The sequence below is a fragment of the [Rhizobium] kunmingense genome (genome assembly GCF_977018605.1).
In genome coordinates this window covers 184,023-209,456 of sequence record NZ_CDRNXG010000001.1, presented here as the reverse complement: position 1 = coordinate 209,456, position 25,434 = coordinate 184,023, and the positions used below count along the sequence as shown (strand labels likewise).

Annotated in this window: 25 protein-coding genes and 2 tRNA genes; 11 read left to right on the top strand and 16 right to left on the bottom strand. The window is 62.8% G+C overall.

Annotation, left to right across the window (positions count from 1 at the left end; all coding sequences use genetic code 11):
• Positions 1 to 47: 47 nt before the first annotated feature.
• Genes AC0JZ4_RS01155 through AC0JZ4_RS01145 form a run of 3 tightly spaced genes read right to left on the bottom strand, consistent with a single transcriptional unit; the run spans position 48 to position 691 of the window.
• Positions 48 to 254: a HepT-like ribonuclease domain-containing protein gene (locus AC0JZ4_RS01155; protein ID WP_471887743.1), complete on the bottom strand. Its 207-nt coding sequence runs from the start codon at positions 252 to 254 to the stop codon at positions 48 to 50.
• A 3-nt stretch (positions 255 to 257) separates the two neighbouring features.
• Positions 258 to 395, bottom strand: a complete 138-nt coding sequence (locus AC0JZ4_RS01150; RefSeq protein ID WP_471884636.1) for a hypothetical protein — start codon at positions 393 to 395, stop codon at positions 258 to 260.
• Complete coding sequence (locus tag AC0JZ4_RS01145; protein WP_471887742.1) at positions 395 to 691, bottom strand: nucleotidyltransferase family protein; 297 nt, start codon at positions 689 to 691, stop codon at positions 395 to 397. Before AC0JZ4_RS01145 ends, AC0JZ4_RS01150 begins: the two co-directional genes overlap by 1 nt.
• 145 nt (positions 692 to 836) lie before the next feature.
• On the opposite strand from AC0JZ4_RS01145, the gene AC0JZ4_RS01140 reads away from it, so the two are divergent.
• The gene (locus tag AC0JZ4_RS01140) at positions 837 to 1,967 is read left to right on the top strand and encodes a DNA methyltransferase (protein ID WP_471884635.1); all 1,131 of its coding nucleotides are present in this window, start codon (positions 837 to 839) and stop codon (positions 1,965 to 1,967) included.
• 126 nt (positions 1,968 to 2,093) lie between these two features.
• Here AC0JZ4_RS01140 and AC0JZ4_RS01135 read toward each other — a convergent pair whose 3' ends face one another.
• Positions 2,094 to 2,426 (bottom strand): hypothetical protein, encoded by a 333-nt coding sequence (locus AC0JZ4_RS01135; RefSeq protein WP_471884634.1) that lies wholly within the window; start codon positions 2,424 to 2,426, stop codon positions 2,094 to 2,096.
• A 131-nt stretch (positions 2,427 to 2,557) separates the two neighbouring features.
• Here AC0JZ4_RS01135 and AC0JZ4_RS01130 point away from each other — a divergent pair, with 131 nt between their 5' ends.
• The gene (locus AC0JZ4_RS01130) at positions 2,558 to 3,313 is read left to right on the top strand and encodes a S24 family peptidase (RefSeq protein ID WP_471884633.1); all 756 of its coding nucleotides are present in this window, start codon (positions 2,558 to 2,560) and stop codon (positions 3,311 to 3,313) included.
• A 193-nt stretch (positions 3,314 to 3,506) separates the two neighbouring features.
• On the opposite strand, the gene AC0JZ4_RS01125 is transcribed toward AC0JZ4_RS01130, so the two are convergent.
• Positions 3,507 to 4,121: an HAD family hydrolase gene (locus tag AC0JZ4_RS01125; RefSeq protein WP_471884632.1), complete on the bottom strand. Its 615-nt coding sequence runs from the start codon at positions 4,119 to 4,121 to the stop codon at positions 3,507 to 3,509.
• 24 nt (positions 4,122 to 4,145) lie between these two features.
• Positions 4,146 to 5,243, bottom strand: coding sequence for an A/G-specific adenine glycosylase (gene mutY, locus AC0JZ4_RS01120; RefSeq protein ID WP_471884631.1), 1,098 nt, complete (start codon positions 5,241 to 5,243; stop codon positions 4,146 to 4,148).
• Between the two features lie 92 nt (positions 5,244 to 5,335).
• Here mutY and AC0JZ4_RS01115 point away from each other — a divergent pair, with 92 nt between their 5' ends.
• The 5 genes from AC0JZ4_RS01115 to AC0JZ4_RS01095 all read left to right on the top strand — a co-directional run bounded on the left by AC0JZ4_RS01115 (position 5,336) and on the right by AC0JZ4_RS01095 (position 13,848).
• The gene (locus AC0JZ4_RS01115; protein ID WP_471884630.1) at positions 5,336 to 5,854 is read left to right on the top strand and encodes a DUF721 domain-containing protein; all 519 of its coding nucleotides are present in this window, start codon (positions 5,336 to 5,338) and stop codon (positions 5,852 to 5,854) included.
• 361 nt (positions 5,855 to 6,215) lie between these two features.
• Positions 6,216 to 6,917: a DsbA family protein gene (locus tag AC0JZ4_RS01110; RefSeq protein ID WP_471884629.1), complete on the top strand. Its 702-nt coding sequence runs from the start codon at positions 6,216 to 6,218 to the stop codon at positions 6,915 to 6,917.
• A gap of 36 nt (positions 6,918 to 6,953) precedes the next feature.
• The gene (gene smc / locus AC0JZ4_RS01105; RefSeq protein ID WP_471884628.1) at positions 6,954 to 10,415 is read left to right on the top strand and encodes a chromosome segregation protein SMC; all 3,462 of its coding nucleotides are present in this window, start codon (positions 6,954 to 6,956) and stop codon (positions 10,413 to 10,415) included.
• Between the two features lie 487 nt (positions 10,416 to 10,902).
• Positions 10,903 to 13,590, top strand: a complete 2,688-nt coding sequence (gene ppdK / locus AC0JZ4_RS01100) for a pyruvate, phosphate dikinase (RefSeq protein WP_471884627.1) — start codon at positions 10,903 to 10,905, stop codon at positions 13,588 to 13,590.
• An 81-nt stretch (positions 13,591 to 13,671) separates the two neighbouring features.
• Positions 13,672 to 13,848, top strand: a complete 177-nt coding sequence (locus AC0JZ4_RS01095) for a hypothetical protein (RefSeq protein ID WP_471884626.1) — start codon at positions 13,672 to 13,674, stop codon at positions 13,846 to 13,848.
• A 42-nt stretch (positions 13,849 to 13,890) separates the two neighbouring features.
• On the opposite strand, the gene AC0JZ4_RS01090 is transcribed toward AC0JZ4_RS01095, so the two are convergent.
• A complete protein-coding gene (locus tag AC0JZ4_RS01090) occupies positions 13,891 to 14,160 on the bottom strand; it encodes a hypothetical protein (RefSeq protein WP_471884625.1) in 270 nt (89 codons plus the stop codon).
• A 246-nt stretch (positions 14,161 to 14,406) separates the two neighbouring features.
• On the opposite strand from AC0JZ4_RS01090, the gene AC0JZ4_RS01085 reads away from it, so the two are divergent.
• A complete protein-coding gene (locus AC0JZ4_RS01085; RefSeq protein ID WP_471884624.1) occupies positions 14,407 to 15,300 on the top strand; it encodes a DUF1499 domain-containing protein in 894 nt (297 codons plus the stop codon).
• A 6-nt stretch (positions 15,301 to 15,306) separates the two neighbouring features.
• Here AC0JZ4_RS01085 and AC0JZ4_RS01080 read toward each other — a convergent pair whose 3' ends face one another.
• Positions 15,307 to 16,224, bottom strand: a complete 918-nt coding sequence (locus tag AC0JZ4_RS01080; RefSeq protein ID WP_471884623.1) for an MBL fold metallo-hydrolase — start codon at positions 16,222 to 16,224, stop codon at positions 15,307 to 15,309.
• A gap of 198 nt (positions 16,225 to 16,422) precedes the next feature.
• On the opposite strand from AC0JZ4_RS01080, the gene AC0JZ4_RS01075 reads away from it, so the two are divergent.
• Positions 16,423 to 16,497, top strand: a tRNA-Gln gene (locus tag AC0JZ4_RS01075).
• A gap of 47 nt (positions 16,498 to 16,544) precedes the next feature.
• Here AC0JZ4_RS01075 and AC0JZ4_RS01070 read toward each other — a convergent pair.
• The 5 genes from AC0JZ4_RS01070 to AC0JZ4_RS01050 form a co-directional block, all read right to left on the bottom strand.
• A complete protein-coding gene (locus tag AC0JZ4_RS01070; protein WP_471884622.1) occupies positions 16,545 to 17,315 on the bottom strand; it encodes an ABC transporter permease in 771 nt (256 codons plus the stop codon).
• A 74-nt stretch (positions 17,316 to 17,389) separates the two neighbouring features.
• Entirely contained in the window at positions 17,390 to 18,712 is a 1,323-nt protein-coding gene (locus AC0JZ4_RS01065; protein ID WP_471884621.1) for a KpsE/RkpR family capsule polysaccharide export protein, read from the bottom strand.
• Positions 18,713 to 18,729: 17 nt separating this feature from the next.
• Positions 18,730 to 19,389: an ABC transporter ATP-binding protein gene (locus AC0JZ4_RS01060; RefSeq protein WP_471884620.1), complete on the bottom strand. Its 660-nt coding sequence runs from the start codon at positions 19,387 to 19,389 to the stop codon at positions 18,730 to 18,732.
• Positions 19,386 to 20,156, bottom strand: a complete 771-nt coding sequence (locus AC0JZ4_RS01055; protein ID WP_471884619.1) for an ABC transporter permease — start codon at positions 20,154 to 20,156, stop codon at positions 19,386 to 19,388. The genes AC0JZ4_RS01060 and AC0JZ4_RS01055 overlap by 4 nt, the downstream gene beginning before the upstream one ends.
• Before the next feature lie 223 nt (positions 20,157 to 20,379).
• A complete protein-coding gene (locus AC0JZ4_RS01050) occupies positions 20,380 to 20,736 on the bottom strand; it encodes a hypothetical protein (protein WP_471884618.1) in 357 nt (118 codons plus the stop codon).
• A gap of 284 nt (positions 20,737 to 21,020) precedes the next feature.
• On the opposite strand from AC0JZ4_RS01050, the gene AC0JZ4_RS01045 reads away from it, so the two are divergent.
• Positions 21,021 to 21,097 (top strand) — tRNA-Pro (locus AC0JZ4_RS01045).
• Between the two features lie 147 nt (positions 21,098 to 21,244).
• Here the strand turns inward: AC0JZ4_RS01045 and cysN are convergent.
• From cysN to AC0JZ4_RS01030, 3 genes are all read right to left on the bottom strand, one after another.
• Positions 21,245 to 22,744 carry a sulfate adenylyltransferase subunit CysN gene (gene cysN, locus AC0JZ4_RS01040; protein ID WP_471884617.1) on the bottom strand — a complete coding sequence of 500 codons (1,500 nt, stop codon included), beginning with the start codon at positions 22,742 to 22,744 and terminating at the stop codon, positions 21,245 to 21,247.
• Between the two features lies 1 nt (position 22,745).
• Positions 22,746 to 23,699, bottom strand: coding sequence for a sulfate adenylyltransferase subunit CysD (gene cysD / locus AC0JZ4_RS01035; protein ID WP_471884616.1), 954 nt, complete (start codon positions 23,697 to 23,699; stop codon positions 22,746 to 22,748).
• A 121-nt stretch (positions 23,700 to 23,820) separates the two neighbouring features.
• Positions 23,821 to 24,600 carry a phosphoadenylyl-sulfate reductase gene (locus tag AC0JZ4_RS01030; RefSeq protein WP_471884615.1) on the bottom strand — a complete coding sequence of 260 codons (780 nt, stop codon included), beginning with the start codon at positions 24,598 to 24,600 and terminating at the stop codon, positions 23,821 to 23,823.
• Between the two features lie 363 nt (positions 24,601 to 24,963).
• Between AC0JZ4_RS01030 and AC0JZ4_RS01025 the strand changes: the two genes are divergently transcribed.
• Positions 24,964 to 25,428, top strand: a complete 465-nt coding sequence (locus AC0JZ4_RS01025; RefSeq protein ID WP_471884614.1) for an RrF2 family transcriptional regulator — start codon at positions 24,964 to 24,966, stop codon at positions 25,426 to 25,428.
• Positions 25,429 to 25,434 lie beyond the last annotated feature (6 nt).

The following is a 25,434-nucleotide window of genomic DNA, read 5'->3' as shown; positions in this document are numbered from 1 at the left end:
CAAGCTCAACCGGGGAGGCTGCATGGCAGGGTGGTGCGGGATGGGTATCAGTTCTCTTCGAGCCTTGCTTTGAGCATCTCGATACTCGCCTTCAGTGGCGGCAGGTCATGCTCTATCACGTCCCAAATAACGTCATCTGCGATCCGGTGATATTCATGTCGAAGCACGTTTCCCATCCCGCGAATGGCCTTCCAAGGTATGTCTGGAAACGCTTGGCGCATATCTTGCGGGATGTGCTTGCTCGCTTCCGAAATGATTTATATCGCGCGATGCAAGCCGAGGTGAACCATAAGATCGCCCTCGATTTCGTCGCGCGTTCGCGCAGAAACAAGATCTTCGATCGCGGCAATCATGTCCAAGATATCGTCAAGGATGAATGCGACGTCCCGTGCCATCAGAAAATCCGTATTGCCGAGTTTTCTATTTTCTCTTTCAATCTGGGATGCAGGCTGTCGCGGGTCGTCACATCGACATCGGCCGAAAGTTCGTCTTCGAGATAAAGCTTGATACCCACCAGATCGATCAGCGAAAATTTCTTTGCCGCATCATAATCGATGAACAGATCCAGATCGCTTTCCGGTCCTGCCTCGTCGCGCGCCACGGAGCCGAAAAGGTAAAGCGAGGTCGCCCCGAGCGCCCTGATGGCGTCGGCCTGGCTCTTCAGCTTTTCGATCGCGTCCTGGCGCTTCATGGGCAGATGATAGCGCAACTCGCCAATTGCTTCCATCCGCATCGCTTTTTTCCCGAAATCGGCCTGGGCTTCAGCTTTTGGTAACCAGAATGAGTAACCATAACAGTCAGTAAATTCGTTTTATGTACAGCGTAGCGAGTGTGAAATGACTGCAGTTCTTCCGCTGGCCGATCTGAAGCATCAGGTCCGTCCGGGTTCGTGGGTTAACTCCATCATCAAGGGTGATTGCGTCGCAGCGCTCGAGGCTCTGCCGGATCATTCCGTCGACGCGATCTTCGCCGATCCGCCGTACAATCTCCAGCTCGGCGGCACGCTGCATCGCCCGGACCATTCGGTCGTCGATGCCGTGGATGATGCCTGGGACCAGTTCGCCTCCTTCCAGGCCTATGACGCCTTCACCCGCGCCTGGCTGCTCGCCTGCCGCCGCGTCCTGAAGCCGAACGGCACGATCTGGGTCATCGGCTCCTACCACAACATCTTCCGCGTCGGCGCGATCATGCAGGACCTGAACTTCTGGCTGCTCAACGACATCGTCTGGCGCAAGGTCAACCCGATGCCGAACTTCAAGGGCCGCCGTTTCCAGAACGCCCATGAGACGATGATCTGGGCGAGCCGCGACGCCAAGGCCAAGAGCTATACGTTCAACTACGATGCGCTGAAGGCGTCGAACGACGACGTGCAGATGCGCTCCGACTGGCTGTTCCCGATCTGCTCGGGCGGCGAGCGGCTGAAGGGCGAAGACGGCAAGAAGGTCCACCCGACCCAGAAGCCGGAAGCGCTGCTGGCCCGTGTCATCATGGCCTCCACCAAGCCGGGCGACATCATTCTCGACCCGTTCTTCGGCTCCGGCACCACGGGTGCGGTGGCAAAACGCCTCGGACGCAATTTCGTCGGCATCGAGCGCGAGCAGGATTACATCGACGCGGCGTCTGCCCGCATCGAGGCGGTCGAACCGCTCGGCAAGGCCGAACTGAAGGTGATGACCGGCAAGAAGGCAGAGCCGCGCGTGGCCTTCAACGTGCTGGTCGAGGCCGGCCTGCTGAAGCCCGGCCAGGTCCTGACCGATGCCCGCCGCCGCCACAGCGCCATCATCCGCGCCGACGGCACGCTGGCCGCCGGTGGCGATGCCGGCTCCATCCACCGCCTTGGCGCCAAGGTGCAGGGGTTCGATGCCTGCAACGGCTGGACCTTCTGGCACTACGAGGTGGAGGGCGTCCTGAAACCCATCGACGATCTGCGGACCGTCATTCGCAACGATCTGGCCAAGCTCGACTGAACCACCGCTCGAGCATCTCCAAATAGCATTGCCAGATCGAAAGGTTCCTCTTCCGGTTTTTGTACCTCTAGTCCCGGAAGAGGATAATCGACGCCCGGGGAGGCTGACCCCGGGCGTCATTCGTTTTCAGAAGAAGCGCGTCCGCTTGAGCCGCACCCGTCCGGCCAGCAGCGCGCGATGGCCGGCGAGATAAAGCCCGGTCTCCGTCAGCGTGATCCGCACCGCGCCATCCGCCTCGAATGTCTCCGACGTCTCGTCCACCACCGCGCCATCGATATAGGTGATGCGAACGGCAAGCTGCCGCCCGGCGCGCGATACGCTCACGGACTTAGCCAAACCCTCTTCCATCTCGAACCGATAAATCCGGCAGAATTCTTCGTCCGGAAGTTCCGAAACCTGCAGATCCGGGCTGGGCGACGGCATCGTGGTCTGCTCGCTGAAATGAGCGTGGTCTCGCATGCGAAATCCACTTGCGGTTGCGAATTCGCGGGCTAATCTGGAGATGCGGCACAGGCAGGCGGTGAATATGGCATGAGCTTAGTCAAACAGTTTTCACCTGTAAACTGATTTCTACTCAGAGTTATTGATTGATGAAAATTCCACTTGAGGGTGAGGTTGCGGCAAGGATAGAGGCGCGGCTGGCGAAGTTTTCGCGCGGCTGGGTGGCGCTTGATCCGCTGCGCCGTGCCACCGCCTTCAAGGTGCTGGTGCTGTGTGAGTTGCTCGGCGGACGATCGATGGCGGCGCAAGCGGCCGGTTTGGCCGACAACACGCTCGACAATTACCGCCACGGCAAGAAGGATCCGACCTTCGCCACGCTGGAAGTGATGGCGGAAAAGGCCGGCATTGCGGCGCGCTATCTCGGCGGCGAATGGCGCTTGCGCAATGACAGCATCGTCATCGACCTCTCCGCGCCGCGGATTGCAATGGCCGCGATGCCGCCCGGCCTGATGGATAGCCCCGCAGAACCCTATATCCACGGCTATGACGAGATCACGCCGGCAACGAGAACCGTGCGGCTGATCGGCGACTACTGGAAAAAACGCGGTCTCGATGTCGATGCGATGACGGCGATGCTCGTCGAGGGCGACAGCATGGCCCCGACCATTGTCGACCAGTCGCCGGTGATGATCGATACGACGGACCGCACGCTGGCCGATGGCGGCATCTACGCCGTGAAAAGCGAGGGAAGGGTGGTCGTCCGCCGTGTCCAGCGTTTGGTCGGCGGCGGGCTGCAGCTACTGGCCGACAATGCGTCTGCCTATCCGCCGCAGAAGATAGGCGAGGACAGGCTCGTCGATCTGGAAATTCTCGGCCGTGTCAGAGGCGCTCTCATGGCCTGCTGACGGGCGCGACCATTGCCGGCAAGGCAAACCCCTCCCAACCCTCCCCACAAGGGGGAGGGCTTAACCCAGTTGCTCCGCTGAGGCCCATTTGGGTCGAGCGGTTGCGCGTGTCTTCTCCCCTTGTGGGGGAGATGGCCGGCAGGCCAGAGGGGCTTCAGGTTAGAGGCCTGACAACCGCTGAATTAACCCAGCCTCAGACGGCAATCCCGTGCGCCGCCAGATCGCGCTTCAATGTCGCGGCATCGGTAAACTGCACGGCTTTCCAGCCGGCGGCGCGGGCACCCTCGACATTCACCATCGTGTCGTCGATGAAGATCGCGTTTTCCGGTGTGAGGCCGAAATCCTTCGCATGCCGCTCGTAGATCGCCACATCCGGCTTGATCAGCCCGATCTCGCCCGACACGGTGACGCCGCGCGTGGCATTGAGGAACGGATACATCTTGCGCGCCTCGACGAATGTGTCGGCGGCGAAATTGGTCAGCATCGTCACGTCGTGCCCCTTGTCGATCAGGCCGAGCATGAGCGCGACACTGTCGTCATAGGCATGCGGCACCATTTCGTGCCAGTTCTGGCGGAACGCGCGAATATGCTCTTCACGGTCGGGATGAGCGGCGATCAGCAGTGCCTCGGCTTCCTCCCATGTGCGGCCGCGATCCTGTTCGAGGTTCCAGTCATGGGTGCAGACGTTCTTGAAGAACCACGCGCGCTCTTCGGCATCCGGGATGATGCGCGAAAACGGCAGGTTGGGATCGTAGTGGATCAGGACCTTGCCGATGTCGAAGACGATGTGGTCGATCTTGTCTGTCATGCCGTTTCCCAGTCTTTAAGGAGGTCAGTGTTTTGCGAAGGCTGTCGGAATAGCCTGACTGATTACCTTTTTCATGACAGTCGGCAAGGCTTCCTCGGAAAGCCCGTCCACCGGCACCCACCAGCCTTGAGGCGCGGTACGGGACGAAACCAGCGTTCGATAGACGGTCAGGCGCAGTTCGAAATGGGTAAAGACATGGGTGATGACGCCGCAAGCCTGCCATTCGGCCGCAAACGGCGCGTGCTCTGCGCCGGTGCCGCCATCGATCCGCGCCGTCCATGCGGTCGTCGGCACTTCCGTCATGCCGCCGAGAAGTCCCGTCTCCACCCGCCGCCGCAACAGCACCTTGCCCTCGTCGGTCACCGCGACGAAACCGGCACCGACGCGTACCGGCTTTTCCTTCTTCTTGGCCTTCACCGGAAATGTCTCCGGGTCGTGATGGGCGAGCGCCAGACAGTCGCCGTTGAACGGACAGAGCGCGCAGGCCGGCCGTTTCGGCGTGCAGATCGTCGCGCCCAGATCCATCATCGCCTGGGCGAAATCGCCGGGCCGGTCGGTGGGCGTCAGCGCCCGCACCTTCGCCTTCATTTCCGGCTTCGAGCCGGGCAGCGGAGCGTCGATGGCAAACAGCCGCGAAATGACGCGTTCGACATTGCCGTCCATCACCGCCGACGGCCGGTTGAAGGCGATCGCCGCCACTGCCGCCGACGTATAGTCGCCGATGCCGGGCAGGGCCCGCAAGCCGTCCTCGGTATCGGGAAAGATGCCGTCATGCTCGGCTGAAACCGCCTCGGCGCATTTCTTCAGGTTGCGGGCACGGGCGTAGTAACCGAGCCCCGCCCATGCCGCCATCACCTCTTCGGAAGGCGCGGCGGCCAGATCCGTCACCTTCGGCCAGCGGTCGAGAAACTTTGCGAAATAGGGTTTGACGGCTGTCACCGTCGTCTGCTGCAGCATCACTTCCGACAGCCATACATGGTAGGGATCGGCGCGCTTGCCGGCCCTCGCCGCCGAAGGGCTGACGCGCCAGGGCAGTTCGCGGTGGTGGCGATCGTACCAGGCCAGCAGTTTTTGCGCGTGGGTCAGCGCCGGGGCGTGTGTCGGGGATAACGTATCGAGCATCGTTTGCCGTTAAGGGAGTGATTGCCTATACTTGGAAGATGAATGCGCCGGCATCAAGGACGGCCAGGTCGTAAGGCATCGGTTATCCAGTCATGAATCCACCCAAAAGAAAGACGCCCTTCTTCCGCAAGGGCGCCAACCAGATCGCCGAGATCGCCAATGGCATCATCGATCCGGTTCTGGCCAAGCGCGCCGGCATATCGACAGCACTTCTGGGCTCGTGGGACGAAATCGCCGGCGAGGATTTTGCCGATTGCACGAGACCGGAAAAGATCACCTGGGCCCGCAATGACGGCTACCGCGAGGATGGCTATACGCCGGGCGTGCTGACCATTGCCTGCGAAGGCGCGCGGGCGCTGTTCCTCACCCATGCCCAGGGCGAACTGATCGGCCGCATCAACGCCTTCTTCGGCTTCCCGGCGGTCCGCCAGATCCGCATCGTCCAGAAACCCGTCTCGCCGCAGGTCAAGCATTCCCGCACGCCGCGCCCGCTGAAGGGCGAACCGGCGCGACGTCTGAGCGAAATGATGGAAGGCATCGAAAGCGAGACGCTGCGCAAGGCCGTCGAGAAACTCGGCACGGCGGTGCTGCAGCAGAAGCGGAAAGGGTAGGGGCGAGGCAAGCTGGAGGAGTGGAGGCAGATGCGATCCCCTCACCAGCAAAATCTAAGACTTAGCTTTGCTAAGATCTTGATTTTGTATCCTCTCCCACAAAGGGGAGAGATAAAGCGTTGCGGGTGCGGCACTGTATCTCTCCCCTTTGTGGGAGAGAAAGCGATTTCAACATCTTAGCCGTAGGCTAAGTGTTAAAAATCGCAAGTGAGGGGAGAATTCGCGGCTCTCCCGCTTTCCCGTCCACCCCCATTTTGTCACAATTCTTTGAAGTAACTGGCCTAACCGCAGCTTGTCGGGGGCGAGACACCGGGATACGGAAGTTTCAACCTCATCACTTTTCTTCGCACATGGGTGTCTCATGCTTCTGAACGATATCACCACGACCCGCCGCGCCCTTCTGGGCGGTGCAGCCGTCACCGCACTTGCGCTGACGTTGCCCCTCGGCATCACCGAGGCTTTCGCGCAGGAACTGCCGGAATCCCAGGGCGATGTCGACATGGCTGCTGCCTTGACGCCCGGCCCGCTGCCGGAAATGAAGCTCGGCAATGACGATGCCCCGGTCAAGATCATCGAATACATGTCGATGACCTGCCCGCATTGCGCCGCCTTCCACACCCGCACCTTCGATCCGATCAAGGAAAAATACGTCGATAGCGGCCGCGTGCAGTTCATCATCCGCGAATTCCCGTTCGATCCGGTTGCCACCGCCGCCTTCATGCTGGCGCGTTCCAACCCGCAGAACCCGTCGGAACATTCGACCCCGGAACAGTATTTCGCCATGGTCTCGATGCTGTTCAAGCAGCAGCGCGCCTGGGCAGCCCCGGCCGACCGTGACGTTCGTGCAGCGCTCCTGCAGTCGGTTCGCGTCGCCGGTTACTCACAGCAGACTTTCGAAGCCAGCTTGACGAACCAGACGCTTCTCGATGAAATCAACAACGTGGTGAAGCGCGGCGCGGACGAATTCGGCGTCAACTCCACCCCGACCTTCCTGATCAACGGGAAGAAGTATTCTGGGGACATGTCGGTTGAATCCATGTCGGCGCTTATCGACAGCATCTGATAGCGCGCTCTTTTTCAAGAGCGTGAGGGGCGCAGCATGAAGTTCAACAAGCTGCGCCTCGTCGGTTTCAAGTCCTTCGTCGAACCGACCGAATTCTTCATCGAGCGCGGCCTGACCGGTGTGGTCGGGCCCAACGGCTGCGGCAAGTCCAACCTTGTCGAAGCGCTGCGCTGGGTGATGGGCGAGAATTCCTACAAGAACATGCGCGCGTCCGGCATGGACGACGTCATCTTCTCCGGCTCCGGCAACCGCCCGGCGCGCAACACGGCCGAAGTCGGCCTCTATCTCGATAATTCCGATCACACGGCGCCTGCCGCCTTCAACGATGCCGACGAGATCCAGGTCACCCGTCGCATCGAGCGCGAGAACGGCTCGGTGTACCGTATCAACGGCAAGGAAAGCCGTGCCAAGGATGTGCAGCTTCTCTTCGCGGACGCCTCGACCGGCGCCCGCTCGCCCTCCATGGTGGGGCAGGGGCGTATCGGCGAGCTGATCAACGCCAAGCCGCAGGCCCGCCGCCAGCTGCTGGAAGAGGCCGCCGGCATTTCCGGCCTGCATTCGCGCCGCCACGAGGCGGAGCTTCGCCTGCGCGCCGCCGAAACCAATCTGGAACGACTGGAGGATGTCGTCGTCCAGCTGGAAAGCCAGATCGAGAGCCTGAAGCGCCAGGCCCGCCAGGCCAACCGCTTCAAGTCGCTGTCGGCCGATATCCGCGCCCGCGAGGCGATGCTCCTGCATATCCGCTGGGTCGAGGCCGAGCAGGCCGAGCTGGAAGCCAATACGGCGCTCAACCAGGTCACCAATGTCGTCGCCGAAAAGGCGCAGGCGCAGATGGAGGCCGCCAAGGCGCAAGCCGTCGCCAGCCTCAAGCTGCCGGAACTGCGCGAGGAGGAGGCCAAGGCCGGTGCCGCCCTGCAACGCCTGCAGATCGCCCGCAGCCAGCTGGAGGAAGAGGCCGGCCGCCTGTTGAAGCGTCGCGACGAGCTGACCCGCCGCCTGGCCCAGTTGGCCGAGGACATTCGCCGCGAGGAACAGCTCGCAGCCGACAACACCGCTTTCCTCGCCAAGCTGGATGAGGAAGAGGCAGACCTCAACGACATGCTCGCCGATAGCGGTGCCGAAAGCGCCGACCTGCAGGATGCGTTCGAGGCCGCCGGTGCAGCGCTTGCCGAAAGCGAGCAGCAGCTGGCCGTGCTGACCGGCGAACGCGCCGAGGCCGCCGCCGGCCGCAATCAGCTGGACCGCCTGATCCGTGATCTGGCCGAGCGTCGCCAGCGCCTCGACCGCCAACGGCAGGATGCGGCCTCCGAACTCGACGCCGTTTCCGAGCGCCTGTCCTCACTGGACGATCCGGCCGAAAAGGCCGAGCTCGTCGAAGCCGCCGAGATCGGGCTGGAAGATGCCAATATGGCCGCCGAGGATGCGGAATCGGCGCTTGCCGCCACCCGTGCAGCGGAACTTACCGCCCGCCGCCCGGTCGAGGATGCGAAGACGGCGCTGAACGGGTTGGAAACCGAGGCCCGCACCATCTCGAAAATGCTTGCCGCCGGTGCCGCCGCCGGAGACCATGTGCCGGTCGCCGAACTCGTGCATGTCGAGCGTGGCTTTGAGGCGGCCTTCGGCGCCGCTCTCGGCGATGATCTCGAAAGCCCGGTCGATGCCGATGCGCCGAAATACTGGTCGCTCAACGGCGATCTTTCCGCCGATGCGTGCCTGCCCGATGGCGTCGAGCCATTGTCGGCCCGCGTCACCGCCCCGCCGGAACTCGCACGTCGTCTCGCCCAGATCGGTATCGTGGACGCCGGGAGGGCGCAGGCGCTGATGGTTGAGCTCAAGCCCGGCCAGCGTCTGGTGACCAGGGATGGCGCCGTCTATCGCTGGGATGGCCACGTCACCGGTTCCGAAGCGCCGGGTGCCGCAGCCCTTCGGCTTGCCCAGAAGAACCGCCTGTCCGAATTGCAGGCCGAGATCGATGACGCCCGCGACGTGCTGGCCGAATGCGAAAGCCTGCTGGCCGATGCGGTGGCCGAAATCGCCGGAAGCGAACGCACGCTTGCCGATGCCCGCGACCGCGTCCGCCTCGTCACGCGCCAGGTGACCGAAGCCCGCGAGGCGCTGGCCGCCGCCGAACGCGCGTCGGGCGATCTGATGCGTCGCCGCGATGTCGTTTCCGAAGCGCTGAGCCAGATCGACACCCAGATCGAGGAGATCGAGGTGCAGGGCGAAAACGCCCGTATCGAACTCGAAAACGCCCCGGACCTGACGGATCTCGACAACCGCCTGCGCGACCAGCAGGCAAAGGTCGCCACCGATCGCGGCCAGCTGGCCGAGGCCCGCGCCCGTTTCGAGGGCCTGAGCCGAGAACTCGAAGCTCGCCGCCGCCGTATTGCGGCGATCGCCCAGGAACGCGCCGCGTGGAAGGCCCGTGCCGATAGCGCCGCAAGCCATATCGAAAGCCTGCGCGAGCGCGAGGAAGAGGCGCGCGACGAGATCGTCGAGCTTGAAGCCGCCCCCGAAGAGGTCGATGATCGCCGCCGCCGCCTGCTGTCGGAACTGCAGAAGGCCGAAGACGCGAGAAAGCTTGCCTCCGACGAACTGGTGATTGCCGAAACCCGCCAGCGCGAAGCCGACCAGCGCGCCGCAACGGCACTGTCCGAATTGGCGGATGTGCGTGAAAAGCGCGGCCGCGCCGAGGAACGTCTCGTCTCCGCCGCCGAAAAGCGCCATGAGAGCGAGCAGCGCATCCGCGAGGCGCTGAATGTCACGCCGCCGGAAGTCCTGCGCCTGACGGGCCTTCAACCCGGCCAGCCGGTGCCGGATATCCGTGCCATCGAGCGCGAGGTCGATCGGCTGAAGATGGAGCGCGAGCGGCTTGGTGCCGTCAACCTGCGCGCCGACGAGGAACAGCAGGAACTGTCCGAAAAGCTTTCGACCCTCATCCGTGAGCGCGATGACATCGTCGATGCGATCCGCAAGCTGCGCGGCGCCATCCAGAGCCTCAACAAGGAAGGTCGCGAGCGCCTGATCGCCGCCTTCGATGTCGTCAACACCCAGTTCCAGCGCCTCTTCACCCACCTCTTCGGCGGCGGCACGGCTGAGCTGCAGCTGATCGAATCCGAAGATCCGCTGGAAGCCGGCCTTGAAATCCTCGCCCGCCCGCCGGGCAAGAAGCCGCAGACGATGACGCTCCTGTCCGGCGGCGAGCAGGCGCTGACGGCAATGGCGCTGATCTTTGCCGTGTTCCTCACCAATCCGGCGCCGATCTGCGTGCTCGACGAGGTCGATGCGCCGCTCGACGACCACAATGTCGAGCGCTACTGCAACCTGATGGACGAGATGGCCGCCTCCACCGAGACGCGCTTCATCATCATCACCCACAACCCCATCACCATGGCGCGCATGAGCCGGCTCTTTGGCGTGACGATGGCCGAGCAAGGGGTATCGCAGCTCGTCTCCGTCGACCTCCAGACGGCCGAACTGCTGCGCGAGGCGAGCTGATCGCGGCCTTTAGGATTGGCATAAATTTCAGCCGTTGAAGCCAGTTTGGTTGAAAATTTCGAATAGACCCAAAAATGGGAGCCGATTTTGCAACCTTTGCAGGATAGCTAATCGATTAGCGTCATCAAACCTACGTTGATTCACCCATATAGGTGATGCATCCCGTGTGGTATGAAGCTACATGAAAACTGAGTATCGTCGGGGGCTGGGGGCTCGCATTTGCGAGGCGGCCTGAACGGCGAAAATTGACCCCCCGCGTGGGTTTCCTGTCCCACGCGGAAGACTTTGCGGGGCCGTTGTGATCCGGCCCCGCAAAGTCTTATTCTCTCCTCCATCCATCCCCAAGGTTCCGGGTTGCTCATGTGTGCCGACGATGCGCCAACGTGCCGGTTGCGCATTGCTGCAGCGCAGCATACTGCTGCGGCCATGATTTCCCAAGCGGTTGCAAAAGCTGCGGATTCGGACAAAATGGGCGCCGGAGGCAGGCATGCATAAACGGGTCTATCGGTTCGGAAACGGCAAGGCGGATGGTGGTGCGGCGGATGTCGCGCTTCTGGGTGGCAAGGGCGCACATCTGGCCGAGATGGCAAACCTCGGCCTGCCCGTGCCGCCGGGCCTGACGATCACCTGCGACGTCTGTCACGAATTCTTCCGCAACGACCGTACGCTCTGTGACGAGCTGAAGGACGATGTGCTTTCAGGCCTTGCCGCCATCGAGGCGGCAACCGGCCGCAGTTTCGGCGGCAGTGAACGGCCATTGCTCCTCTCCGTCCGCTCCGGCTCGCGCGCCTCCATGCCCGGCATGATGGACACGATCCTCAATCTCGGCCTGAACGACGAGACGGTGCAGGCGCTCGGCCATGACGCCGGCGACGCCCGCTTCGCCTGGGATAGCTATCGCCGCTTCATCCAGATGTATGCCGATATCGTCATGGGCCTCGACCATGAGGTCTTCGAGGAGCTTCTGGAAGACGAGAAGGGCAGGCTCGGCCACCAATACGATACCGATCTGTCCGCCGTCGAATGGCAGCATGTCGTTTCGCTCTACAAGCGTCTGATCGAGGAAGAACTCGACGAAAGCTTTCCGCAGGAGCCGCATGTGCAGCTCTGGAAGGCGATCGCCGCCGTCTTTTCCAGCTGGAACAACGCCCGCGCCGCAACCTACCGCAACCTGCACCGCATCCCCGACAGCTGGGGCACGGCGGTCAATGTCCAGGCCATGGTCTTCGGCAATCTCGGCTCGACCTCGGCCACCGGCGTCGCCTTCACCCGCAATCCCTCGACGGGGGAAAAGGCGCTCTACGGCGAATTCCTCGTCAATGCGCAGGGGGAAGATGTCGTCGCCGGCATCCGCACGCCGCAATCGATCACCGAGGAAGGCCGGCTCGCCTCCGGTTCCGACAAGCCCTCGATGGAAAAGCTGATGCCGGAGGCATTTGGCGAGTTCCGGGCGATCTGCGAAAGGCTGGAAGATCATTACCGCGATCTGCAGGATGTCGAGTTCACCGTCGAACGCGGCAAGTTGTGGATGCTGCAGACCCGTTCCGGCAAGCGCACCACCCGCGCGGCGATGAAGATCGCCGTCGATCTGGTTGACGAAGGCGTCATCGGCGAAGAGGAAGCCGTCTGTCGCATCGACCCGCAATCGCTCGATCAGCTGCTTCACCCGACCATCGATCCGCGCGTCGAGCGCCATGTCCTGGGTTCCGGCCTGCCGGCCTCTCCGGGGGCGGCGACCGGCGAGATCGTCTTTACCGCCGAACAGGCGGTCGAGGCGGAGGCCGGCGGTCGCCGCGTCATCCTCGTGCGTGTCGAGACGAGCCCGGAAGACATCCACGGCATGCATGCCGCCGAAGCGATCCTGACGACGAGAGGCGGCATGACCAGCCACGCGGCGGTCGTCGCCCGCGGCATGGGCATCCCTTGCGTCGTCGGCGCAGGCTCGATGCGCGTCGACCTGCGCAACGAAATGCTGATCGGCGTCGGCGGCGTGGCGCTCAGGAAAGGTGAGATCATCACCATCGACGGCTCGTCCGGCCAGGTTCTGAAGGGCGCGGTCGCCATGCAGCAGCCGGAACTGTCGGGCGATTTCGGCAAGCTGATGACCTGGGCCGACAAGGCGCGCCGCATGTCGGTGCGCACCAATGCCGACACGCCGCAGGATGCCCGCTCGGCCCGTTCCTTCGGCGCCGAAGGCATCGGCCTGTGCCGCACCGAGCACATGTTCTTCGAAGGCGAGCGCATCCACATCATGCGCGAGATGATCCTCGCCGAAGACGAGAAGGCCCGACGAGTGGCGCTGGCCAAGCTTCTGCCGATGCAGCGCTCCGACTTCACCGAACTGTTTTCCATCATGCACGGCCTGCCGGTGACGATCCGCCTGCTCGATCCGCCGCTGCACGAATTCCTGCCGAAGACGGAAGGCGAAATCGCCGACGTGGCGCGCGCCATGAACATGTCGCCGGCCTTCCTCGCCCGCCGCATCGACGCGCTCCACGAGTTCAACCCGATGCTCGGCCACCGCGGCTGCCGCCTGGCGATCTCCTATCCCGAGATCGCCGAGATGCAGGCCCGCGCCATCTTCGAGGCGGCAACCGAGGCGGCCCGCGAAACGGGCGAGCCGGTGGAGCTGGAAATCCTCGTGCCGCTCGTCGGCCTCCGCGCCGAACTCGATTACGTCAAGGGCGTCATCGATGCGGTGGCGGCGGAAGTCTTTGCCGAGACGACGATGAAGATCGGCTATCTCGCCGGCACGATGATCGAGCTGCCGCGCGCCGCCATCCGCGCCCATGTGATCGCCGAGACCGCAGAATTCTTCTCCTTCGGCACCAACGACCTGACCCAGACGACGTTCGGCATGTCGCGAGACGACGCCGCAACCTTCATCCCCACCTACCAGCGCAAGGGCATCATCGAGCACGACCCGTTCGTCTCGCTCGATTTCGATGGTGTCGGCGAACTGATCCAGATCGCCGCCGAGCGTGGCCGGCGTACCAAGCCGGACCTGAAACTCGGCATCTGCGGCGAACATGGCGGCGACCCGGCCTCGATCCATTTCTGCGAAAACGCCGACCTCGACTATGTCTCCTGCTCGCCCTTTCGCGTGCCGGTGGCAAGGCTGGCAGCGGCCCAGGCGGCGATTGCCAAGCGGCGGGGAGAGACTCAGAAGGTGTGAGCGGCCTGTGGTCTTACTTCAGCCGGTGGAGATTGCGCAGTGCTTCGCCAAGCCTGACGATCTCATCCATTCGGAACGAATTTGGCCATTACGGCCTTTACCGAATCGGGCGAAGCAAACCGGCCGTCATTGGCGATTTTATGCCTCTCCTTGAGCTTCCCGTCCTGCCACGCGCGAACATCGTCTTCCACCGCCCTGCTGGAAGGCCGGGTTGCGTCATGGATGGACATGGGGCTGATCGAGGACTTCATCGCGTGAGTGATCCACAAACCGGAGCTTTTGCGAACCGCGCTGCGTCCTTCAATCCCGCCGCACGATGACGCGGCGTTCCACGATTACCGGCGGGTTCCAGAACATCGAATCGTTACGGTTCATCAGCGAGCGCGTCTGGGCGCGGCGGTCGAGTTCGATGTCGAGCAGGCAGCGCGCCATTCCATCCGTGTTCGCGCGGAAACCGTAGCTCGCGCAGGTGCGCGTGTCGGCCGCTCGCCGCTCCTCCGGCGTCACGGTCTGGCAGGAGGCGAGCGCAAGCAGCAGGGCGGACGGGACGAGAAGGCGGTGAACACGCATGTCATGCTCCATGGGGGCCTTATAGGGCCGGCAGAATGATGAGGCGGAAAATGTCGATTGTTCCGCAGCTTTTATGTAGGGCATGCCGCCGCCAAAATCTTGTATGGATCGGCGAAAAATCCGCCGAAGCCGATCAAACCTTACAAGTGATATCGAGGGCGTCCGCACTGCGCTTTGCGATTCCCATCGGCCCGCATCTGCCGTAAACAGGCTCAACAAGCACAAGAGGGAAAAGCGTTTGCGTCCATGACCGTCCGTTTCGTCAGGCCCGTATCCCATTCCGCCTATCTCGGCCGCCGGCTGGCGCTGTCGGCGCTGGTTCTCTTTGCCATCGTCATGCTGGCCCATCGCTTCGGCCCGTTGAAGACGCCGGATTTTATCGCCCTGCTCTTTCTCGCAGCCGCCATTGCCGCCGCCTCGTTGCCGCTGTCGCTCTTCGGCCTCGCAAGGCTGTGGCAGGTGGGGGCAGAGGGCGGTGTCGCGGCGACCAAGGGCCTGATCTACGCCGCCCTGCCGCTTGGCTTCGTCGCCTATGGCGCCACGCAATATTACACCGCACCGGCAATCTATGACGTGAAGACCGATCTTGCCGACCCGCCGGCCTTCATCAGCGAGCCGAACGCGCCGCAGCAATGGCTGCCGCGCCCGGCCGCACCCGCGCTCGGCGAACGCAGGGCGCAGTTCGCCGCCTATCCCGGCCTCACCGGGCGCCGTTATGAAGGTGCGCTCGACCGTGTCTATGAAGGCGTGCGCAAGGCGGCCGTCTCGGCCCGCATCTCGCTGCGCCGCAACCAGGGGCTTGCCCGCGCCGCGCCCGACATCGCCGACCGAGGCCCCGCCCGCGACGATCAGGCACCGGTACCGGATATCGCCCCGATCCCGCAGCCGCGCCCCGAACCGTCGCTCGATCCGGTCGTCGGTGATGTCGGCGATGTCATCCTGCAGGGCGACACCCGCACGCTGATCGTCGGCCTGCGTTTCGATGTCGTCATCCGCATGCGCGAGGATGCCGAGACGACCTCGGTCGATATCCGCGTCGTCTCCCGCTACGGCCCGCATGACCTTGGCCTCGGCGCCGCGATCGCCGAGGATTTTCTCGACAGGCTGGATACGGAACTGCTGGGCCTCGCCGGCGGCTGATGCAGGTCAGGTTGCGGGTTGGTAGCTGCCGGTCAGCGACGGCGCACCGTCGGTCACGACCCGGCCCTTGTCGATCAGGTCTTCCAGATGTGCCAGCACCGAAAGCGCTGCCGCCCCGTGCAGGCGCGGGTCCGTCTTCACATAGATCGCCTTCACCATGTCGGCGATCAGCCGGTCACCGGCCTTGATCCGCTCCATCACCGCCCGTTCACGCATCCGCCTGTGGGTGCGTAAGCCCCGCAGAAACGAGGCCGGTTCCGTCACCGGCCCGCCATGGCCGGGCAGATAGATCCGGTCGCCGGTCCGGGCGAGCAGCTTTTCGATCGACGCCATGAAATCCGCCATCGATCCGTCCGGCGGTGCAACGATCGTCGTTGCCCATGCCATCACGTGATCGGCGGAAAACAGGATGCCGGTGCCTTTAAGCGCAAAGGCGCAGTGATTGGCCGTATGTCCCGGCGTATGGATCGCCGTGATCGCCAAGCCGTCACCATTGATCGTCGCGCCGTCGGCAATCGCGATATCGGGCACGAACGTGCTGTCGGCGCTTTCGGCAAACGGATTGATCTCGCCTTCATGCAGCGGCCGAGCGGCGCGATGCGGCCCCTCCGCAACCGTCAGCGCGCCTGTTGCCGCCTTCAGCCGCGCGGCAAGCGGCGAATGATCGCGATGCGTATGGCTGACGAAGATATGGCTGACCGGCCGCCCGTCGATTGCCCGCATCAGGGCATCGAAATGCGCATCGTCGTCCGGTCCCGGATCGATGACGGCAAGCGTCGACTGGCCGACGATATAGCTGTTCGTGCCATGAAAGGTGAAAGGCGAGGGGTTGTTCACCGTCAGCCGCAACACACCTTCGGCGACCGGAACGGCGATGCCGTGGTTCGGCGAAAATTCCATGTCGAAGCTGATATCCTCTGCCATTCTATGCCTGCAATCCTTGTGCGGTTGCCGCCTTCCCCTGCCTTAGCATCCGCAAAGCGCACATTCATAGTCGACAAGCATGGTTTTCGGCGCGGGAAAAACGGCTGAGGCTAAACTTATCCGTTGAGGCTCTCAAAAAGCTTTGCTAGAGGAAGCGCCTGTCGCGCGGCATTTCGCTGATTTGCCGGTCGCGCGTGTTGGGGCGTCGCCAAGCGGTAAGGCACCGGTTTTTGGTACCGGCATTCCCAGGTTCGAATCCTGGCGCCCCAGCCACCGTCTGTTTTGTCTTGATCCGTTGTCCTGTCCGGGCTCCCACCGCCTCACTCCCGCGCGCGCGCCACCGGAAAGAAAGTGAACAGCACCATCCCGACGAAAAGCAGCGACAGCGACACTTCCGCCAGATAGGTCATGTCCAGCCCGGTATCGCCATGCATCGTATAAAACCCCTCGCGGAACAGCACGATGATCTGCGTCACCGGGTTGGCGAGAAGGATGTCGGCGAACGGATGCGGCATCTGGGACGGCACGTAGAAGACGCCGGATAGCAGGAAGAGCGGCCGCATCATGATGTCGAAGATCTTCTGGTAGAGCGGAAACTTGAAGAACAGCACGATATTGGCAAGCGCCACGCCGAGCGCCAGCGTCCAGGCAAACACGATCGCCTCGACGATATAGAGCCACTTGATGTTGACCGGATTGTTGGTGGTCCACAGCGCCGCATAGATGATCACTGCGGTCACCACGCAGGATGTCATGCCCTGCAACACGATGCGGGCAACGACTGCGTCGAAGGGCGAGACCTTCGGATAGCTCATCAGGCTCTTGTTGGCGCTGATCGCCGAAGCGAGATAGCTTTCCATGCCCTTGTAGAGATTGAAGGCGAGATAGCCGGTCGCGTAAAACAGCATGAAACTGTCGCCGAGCGCCGGAAGTCTGCCGATCGAACCGAGCATCACCGACATGATGCCGATGAAGGCGACAGGCTCCAGAAGCGCCCACACGTATCCGCCGGGGCTTCGCCCGTAACGCGTTGCGATCTCGCGGATCACGAAGGCGGTGACGATGCGCAAATGGGTCGACAGGTGGTTCAAGGCACGGATCTCGTCAGGCAGACGGCAAGGCGCGCAAGCGCCGGTCACGCGTCAGGCGCGGCCGGCCGCCCGCGTCAGTGCCGGTCGCGGATGTTGTAGAAGACCATCACGGCCACGCCCCAGAGAAGAAGTCCGGCAAGCGTCACCAGGATCGGGTTGAGAATGCGGTGCGGATACTGCGCCAGCTGCGACAGCGTCGGCTTGATGAAGACGGCGAGGTAACGCTGCTTGGCGCTCGCATCGACGCGCGCCTTTTCGAGCGAGGCGAGCGAGGCGGTATAGGCGCGCTCGGCAAATTCGTTCTGTGTCTGGATCGCCTCGTAGAGCGCGATGCGGCTTGCCACATCGGTCGTGCCCGAAGCACGTCCGCCCTTGCCGGCGGCGACGCCGCTGCCGAAGCGCTGACGCTCCTCGGTGATCTGGTTTTCCAGGCTGCTGATCTGCGAGCGCATGACGCGCACGCGCGGCGTATCGCTGCCCATCTGCGTCAGCGCCGTGGCAAGCTCGGTCTTCAGCTTGACGAGTTGTTCCTCGAGATTGCCGACGAGCTGCGCCGCCATCTTGGCGCCTTCCACCGGATCGGCTTCCTGCGAGGCGTCACGGTAGCTTCTCAAGGAGGCGCGCGTCTGCGTCAGGCGGTCTTCCGCCGTCTGCACCTCGTCCTGCGCCGAGCGCAGCACCTCGTTGCGGGCCGTCAGCGACAGTTCGTTGATCAGCCGCTCGCTCTGGGTGATGACGAAATCACCGACCTTCTGCGACATCTCCGGGCTGAACGCCTTTACCTCGATATCCATGATGCCGGACGTATGGTCGAAATTGACCGTCACCATGTTCTTCCAATAGGCGAGACGATCCTCGATCGCCATCTCCGGGCTGATCCCGTAGAAGAAGTCGGCGCCCTGGCGGGCGAAGATCGTGTCGATGCCGAAGGCTTCGTCGACGAGCTGCACCATGCGCTCGCTGAGGATGAAGTCGAGCAGAACGTAGGAATCCGACACCGTGCTGCCGGCGGATGCCTGGCTGAACATGCCGAGCAGGTCGCTCGACGGCGCCGATTCGATGCTGCGCACCGAAAACGAGGCGAAGCTGTGATACTGGTCGGCGGCGATGAAGGCCATGTAGCCGGTGCTGATCGTGCCCGGTACCGCGACGAGCGCGACGAAGCCGGCGGCAATCGCCATGTGGCGACCCTTCAGCTTCGCCAGCAGGCCGCGTTTGTCCGCTTCCCTGGTGGCAGGCGGCGTGGCGACGCCCGGCGTGCCGGTTTCGACCGGCTTGGCCGGAACCGGGCCGCGATTTTCCAGCAGCGATTGCAAAAGGCGCAGGTTACGGCTCGGTGCTGCCGTCGTGCCGTCGGCATTCGGCTGGGCGGCGGCATTGTTCGACACTGGGTTCATGGCCGGTTGGTTCACTGTCAGTGCCTCTTCATATTGCTTTCATGCACCGCGATGGCTTCGGTGATGTCATCATAATAGGTCATTTGGCCGTTTTCCAGCACGATGCCCGTCTGGCAGTAGTCTCGCAACGTGCCGGTGCTGTGCGATACCATGATCACGTCGGAATTGCCCAGCTTCTCCTTGAAGACCTGCTGCGATTTCCGCTTGAAATTGGTATCGCCGACGGCGGTGATTTCGTCGACGAGATAGTAGTCGAAATTGATGCCCATGCTGACGCCGAAGGCCAGACGTGCCTTCATGCCGGACGAATAGGTCCGCACCGGCGCGTTGAAGAACTGCCCGAGTTCGGCGAATTCCGCCACATAGGCGACCAGTTCGTCGGTATTGACACCATAGACGCGGGCGACGAAGCGGACGTTCTGCTCACCCGAAAGATTGCCCTGGAAGCTGCCCTGGAAGCCGAGCGGCCAAGAGATCTTGCCCTTGCGGATGATCCGGCCGCGATCGAGGTTGAGCGTGCCGGCGATGATCTGCAGCAGAGTGGATTTGCCGGCGCCGTTGCGGCCCAGAAGCCCGACGCTCTTGCCGCGCGGAAAGGTGACCGTCACATCGTCGATGATGGTCTTGCGCACGCCCTTCATGCGCACTTCCTTGAACGCCCGTTCCAGTCTGATCATCGGTCTCTCAACCTCGCCCTGCATGTGGTGAACAGCGTGAAGCCGACAAACATGGCGGTTGCCGCAAAACACCACACATAAAACCCGTCATAGCCCGTTGCCCGGTATTGCGGATAAAATCCGGTCCTGAATAGCATGACGATATGCGCCAAAGGGTTAAAAAGCACAAGGTCGCGTGCAATCGGCGGTAGCGCGTCCGGAATGAAGAACACGCCGGAAATCAGGAACAGCGGCCGCGTCACGATGCCGTAGAGCTTTTCGTAGAGCGGATACATGATGAACAGCACGACATTGGCCATGCCTATCCCGAGTGCGATCAGGCTGGCCGCGAATACGGCCTCGAGGATCGCCAGCATGTCGAGCGATACCGGATGCCGTGTCGTGGCGATCAGGTAGCCGAGGATGACGATGGCGACGATCGACGTCGTGACCAGCTGCAGGAGATAGCGCGCGCTCACCGTGTCGATCGGCGCCACGCTCGGATAGCTCAAAAGCGCCTTGTTGCCGCTGACGGAGGAGTTCAGATAGCCGGCCATCCCCTGGTAGAACTGGAAGCCGACATAGCCGGTGGCGAAGAACAAGGGAAAGCTGGTGCCGAGCGGCGGAATATGGGCGATCGCCATGAAGATCACCGACAGGAAGGCGACATGACTGATCGGATCGAGGAAGGCCCAGAGATATCCGCCCGGCTTTGCGCCGAAACGCGTCGACATTTCGCGCATGACCAGCGCGCTGACGACACGGGCGTGAGTTGCAACATAGAACAAGCGCGTCCAGCCATCCTGATTGGCAGATCGATCGGAATTCAATTCAAATTACGCCAATTCGGCGCCGGATGCCACCGAAAACGTCAATCGCTCCAACCGGCTAGCGCCGCATTGCCGAATATCTGGCCTCGGAGGAAGGCGTGACGGCGGGATGAAACCCGCCGTCGGAGCAGTGCTTTCGCGGTTCCGGTCAAGCCTCGGGCGCGGGCCGGAACCGTCGGCATCAGGCGCCGGCGAGCAGTTCCTCGCAATAGCTCGGGCCGTTGGCGCCGGGGCGGTCGGAGGTAATCGTGATGCTGCGGATCACGTAGGTGTCGGAAACGGTCAGCTTGGCCGAGCAGGAGACGCTCGCGTTACGGCCGTTCTGCTGCTTGATCCGCTTGTAGCCGCCGCGCCAGGAATAGACGGTGTTGGAGCCGGAGGCCACGTCGTCGAGCGGCGGATTGTAGCTTGCGAAGAATTCGCCGGCCGAGCGGCCGACCCAGCGCTTGGAAATCGGGTCGGTGGCAAGGCTTGTCGTGGTGCAGCTGGAAAGCGCAAGTGCAAGAAGCGCGGTCGAGGCGATAAGGCGGCGGCTCATGGTCCGAAATATCCTTGTATGATGGATTTGCCCGAGACAAAGGGCGTCTGCGTCAGCTAGCAGATTTTGCCGCCCGTCCGCGAGGCCGCCGCCGCGCCGGAATGCGCAAATTTTGCCAACGCCGCTTTTTTGCAACGGATCGGCCATGAGCGGGCAACCACGCCGGCGATCTGCCGCAGGCGCAAAACCGGGGCTTCAAAAGGCAATTTTCAACATGTCACATTTTTTTCGAAAACGGTGCTTGTCGAACCAAAAATGCTGTTCTATAGAGGCGCCACTGGTCACGGAGTGTAGCGCAGTCTGGTAGCGCACCACGTTCGGGACGTGGGGGTCGCAAGTTCGAATCTTGCCACTCCGACCAGTCGAAAAAGCCCGCAATCGCGGGCTTTTTTCTTTTTCAGGCTATGTCGAAGATCAGGCAAGACGCATTCCGCAACACCCCAATGCGGGACGACCGAAGGCAGGCTTGCGCCGCCTCCGGTGTTGGGTTGCCGGATGTCGCTGCGCGTCAGATATCGCTGCCGGCCTGCGAGAAGATCTCGGCGGCTTCGGCAGCCGTGACGCGGCGGATCTCCGCCTCGTCGCGTCTTGCGGCGAAAAGCTCGCTCGCCATCAGCTGTTCGGCAAGGTCGGCCGGCAGCGACAGCACGACGCGCTGTTCCCCGTCGCGGTGGATGCCGTCCACGCCGCCGCGCTTGGCGGTGATCATGCCGCCCGCCACCGTGTTCAGCGTATCGGGGTCGATCAGGATGAAGGCGCCGGTCGCGCGGTTTTGCTCGTAGGCGTCGAAGACGGCCTGTTCCTCGAAGGAAAGATGCACCTTGCCGATCGCATTCATCGACAGTGCCGATGCATGCGGCCGCCACTGGCCGGTGGCCAGATCGAGCTGCGAGGTCGGCTCGATCGTCACCCGCTGGCGGCGCGACCCGCTTTTCAGCCAGTAGCGCTTGCCCGGCTCTATGCCACCCGGTTGCAGCGCCACGATATGCGCGTCGAAGGCCGTGCCGGCCATCGGCTGCCCGTCGATGGAGACGATCATGTCGCCGCGCGCCACATCCACCTGCCGGTCGAGCACCAGCGTCACCGCATCCCCTGCGACGGCCGCGTTGCGCACGAGGTCGAAGGTGACGATCTGGCGGACGTTAGCGACCGTGCCCGAGGGCAGGATGGCGACACTGTCGCCCGGCTTGATCGAGCCGCCTGCGACCGTTCCCTGATAACCGCGAAAACTCTCGCCCGGACGCACGACGCGCTGGATAGGCAGACGGAAGCCGCCGGCCTGGGTCGAGCGGTTGGTGGCAAGCTCCAGCGCCTCGACCAGTGTCGGGCCGTCATACCAGGGCATGGCGGACTGGCCGGAAAGCACGACGTTCTCGCCCTTCAGCGCCGACATCGGGATCGCCGTGATCTGCCGCACACCCAGAGCAAGGGCGAACTCGCGGAATTCGGCGGCGATCCTGTCGAAGACGGCCTTGTCATAGCCGATCAGGTCGATCTTGTTGACCGCCAGAACGAACTGGCGAATGCCCATCAGGGCTGCGATCGTAGCATGCCGACGGGTCTGTTCGAGCAGGCCGACGCGGGCGTCGGCAAGCAGGATGGCGAGGTCGGCGGTCGAGGCTCCCGTCACCATGTTGCGAGTATACTGCTCGTGGCCGGGCGTATCGGCGACGATGAACGAGCGCCTGTCGGTGGAGAAATAGCGATACGCGACATCGATCGTGATGCCCTGCTCGCGTTCTGCCTGCAAACCGTCGAGCAGCAGCGCGAAGTCGGGCAGGCCGAGATCGTTCTGGGCGCCCGAATCGCGGGCAAGCGTCGCCGCCTGGTCTTCCTTGACTGCCTTCGTATCCCACAAGAGCCGGCCGATCAGCGTCGACTTGCCGTCATCGACGGAGCCGCAGGTGATCAGCCGCAACGGCCGGCTGTCGCGCGAGACGCGGGCGGCGCCCTCCGCAAAGGGGATGACATTGGCCGAAGGCGCGGTCACTGGTGCTGGTGCGCTCATCTCAGAAATATCCTTCGCGCTTCTTCTTTTCCATCGAGCCGGACTGGTCGCGGTCGATGGCGCGGCCCTGGCGTTCGGAAACGGTGGCGATTTCGAGTTCGGCGATCACTTCCTCGAGGTTCGAGGCCGTCGAGCGGATCGCGCCGGTCAGCGGAAAGCAGCCGAGCGTGCGGAAGCGGATCGAACCGTGCTGGATCTTCTCGCCGGGTTTGAGTTCCAGTCGCGGGTCTTCCGCCAGGATCATCATCCCGTCACGCTCCACGTAAGGGCGTGTCGCAGCGTAGTAGAGCGGCACCAGCGGAATATCCTCCGCCTGGATGTAGCGCCAGATATCGACCTCGGTCCAGTTCGACAGCGGGAAGGCGCGCACGCTCTCGCCCTTTTTGATCATGCCGTTATAGACGTTCCAAAGTTCCGGCCGCTGGTTGCGTGGGTCCCATTTGTGATCGGGCGTGCGGAAGGAGTAGATGCGCTCCTTGGCGCGGGAAGCTTCCTCGTCGCGCCGCGCGCCGCCGAAGGCCGCGTCGTAACCGCCGGCATCGAGCGCCTGTTTCAACGCTTCCGTCTTCATCACGTCGGTATAGAAGGCCGAGCCGTGGGTGAACGGCGTGATGTTTTCTTCGCGGCCGCGCGTGTTGGTGTGGACGACGAGATCGAGGTCGTATTCCTCGGCGATCCGGTCGCGGAACTCGATCATCTCCTTGAACTTCCAGGTCGTGTCGACATGCAGGAGCGGGAAGGGGATGCGGCCGGGAAAGAAGGCCTTGCGCGCCAGATGCAAGAGGACGGATGAATCCTTGCCGATCGAATAAAGCATGACCGGGTTTTCAAACTCGGCCGCGACCTCGCGGAAAATATGGATCGCTTCGTTTTCGAGAGCCTTCAGATGCGGATCGAGCGGCGGGCGGGAAACGGGTGGGTTCTTGATTTCCGTTTCCTGTACGGACAGGGACATTTCGGTCTCCAGATGGTCTTTTAGAACAAACACAAAAGTTGGTGGCGTTGCGCGTTGAGCAATGCCCAGACCCTCTTTGCCCATGCGGGGAAAGGGTTAGGGCGAGGGGCATTGGCCCCATTCACATTCGGCCGTTGATCGGGGTGGATTGATCGGCGCTTTCCGGAACATGCAGCCCGCATTCGCGCTTTTCATCGTTCTCCCACCACCAGCGGCCGGCGCGCTCTGGCTCGCCGGGCTTGATGGCGCGGGTACAGGGCTCGCAGCCGATGGAGGGGTAGCCGCGTGCATGCAGCGGGTTGACCGGGATCTCCCGCTCAGCCACATGCGCGTTGATCGTCTCGATATCCCAGTCGGCCAGCGGATTGACCTTGATCAGGTCTCGCTCGGCGTCATATTCGGCAAACGGCGTGGCCGAGCGATTGCCGGACTGGCCGCGGCGAAGCCCGGTGATCCAGATATTGGCGCCGGACAGTGCCTTGGCGAGGGGGATGAGCTTCCTGACATGACAGCAGGCATGACGCGCCTCGATGCTGTCGTAAAAGCCGTTGAGGCCGTATTTTTCCGCATAGGCGTCGATATCGTCCTGTTGTGGACGGAAACGGCGGATGGCGATGTCGTAGCGATCCTCCGTCTCGGCGATAAGCTCGACGGTTTCCTTGAAAAGCCGGCCGGTCTCGAGCGTCGACACTTCGATCGGCAGGCGATGCGTGCCGATCGCGGCGGTGATCACCTGATCCTCGATACCGAGCGACGTGGTGAACACGGCATGGCCGATCTCGGCCGCTGCCGAAAGGCGGGCCGGAAGGTCGAGGTCTGCAAGTCTGCTGTTCAGTTCGTCCGCGACAGCCCTGGCACCGGTGCCATAGGCGGAGCGCTCAATCACATCATGCGAGGTCATTGGTCTTCTTTCATCAGCAAGTGCTGGATTATCGCCACTTGGAGATGTGGAAGACAGGAAAACCCGTTTCTTCGGCCGTATGTGTGGAGCAAATATCTCTAGAAACCGCGCCGCACACAGAAAAGCTGACGCCTTAACCAAATGTGACTGTTTTTCAGCCCGCCGCTGCCCGCATAGGTTTGTAATTTATGGGCGTTTGCGCTACTCCAGAAGGCAGGTTGCAGCGCGGTATCGCCGCGTGTCGGCCGGGCGACGTCGGATGCCGCATTTGAAGCATTCGCAATCGTCGCATTCTAGAATTCCGGCGTCGACGTGGGGTCCCCGAAATGGCCTCGCGGCGGCGTTGCTGTCGATGGTTGCGTGATGATATCCCAGAAAGCGAAATACGCGCTGAGAGCGCTCGCCGCTCTTGCGCAGGCCCACCCGGATGAGCCGATGCTGATCTCGGAGATTGCGGTCCAGCAGTCGATCCCGAAGAAATTTCTGGAACAGATCCTGCTCGACCTCAAGCGCTCCGGCATCGTCATGAGCCGGCGCGGCAAGCAGGGCGGGTATCTTCTGCTGAAGCCGGCGGACGCGATCTCCTTCGGCGAAGTCCTGCGGCTCGTCGACGGCCCGATCGCCCCGCTGCCGTGCCTTTCCCAGATCGCCTACCGCAAATGCGATGATTGTGATGGCGAGCATCTCTGCGAGATCCGTCACGTCTTCGCCCGCGTCGCCGACGCCACCCGCGACGTGCTGTTCAACACCACGATCGCCGACGCGATCGAAGGGGCGGGCGAGGGCAATGCCAAGCCGGCGCAGGTACGCGAACTTTTAACGGCGTGAGGCGGG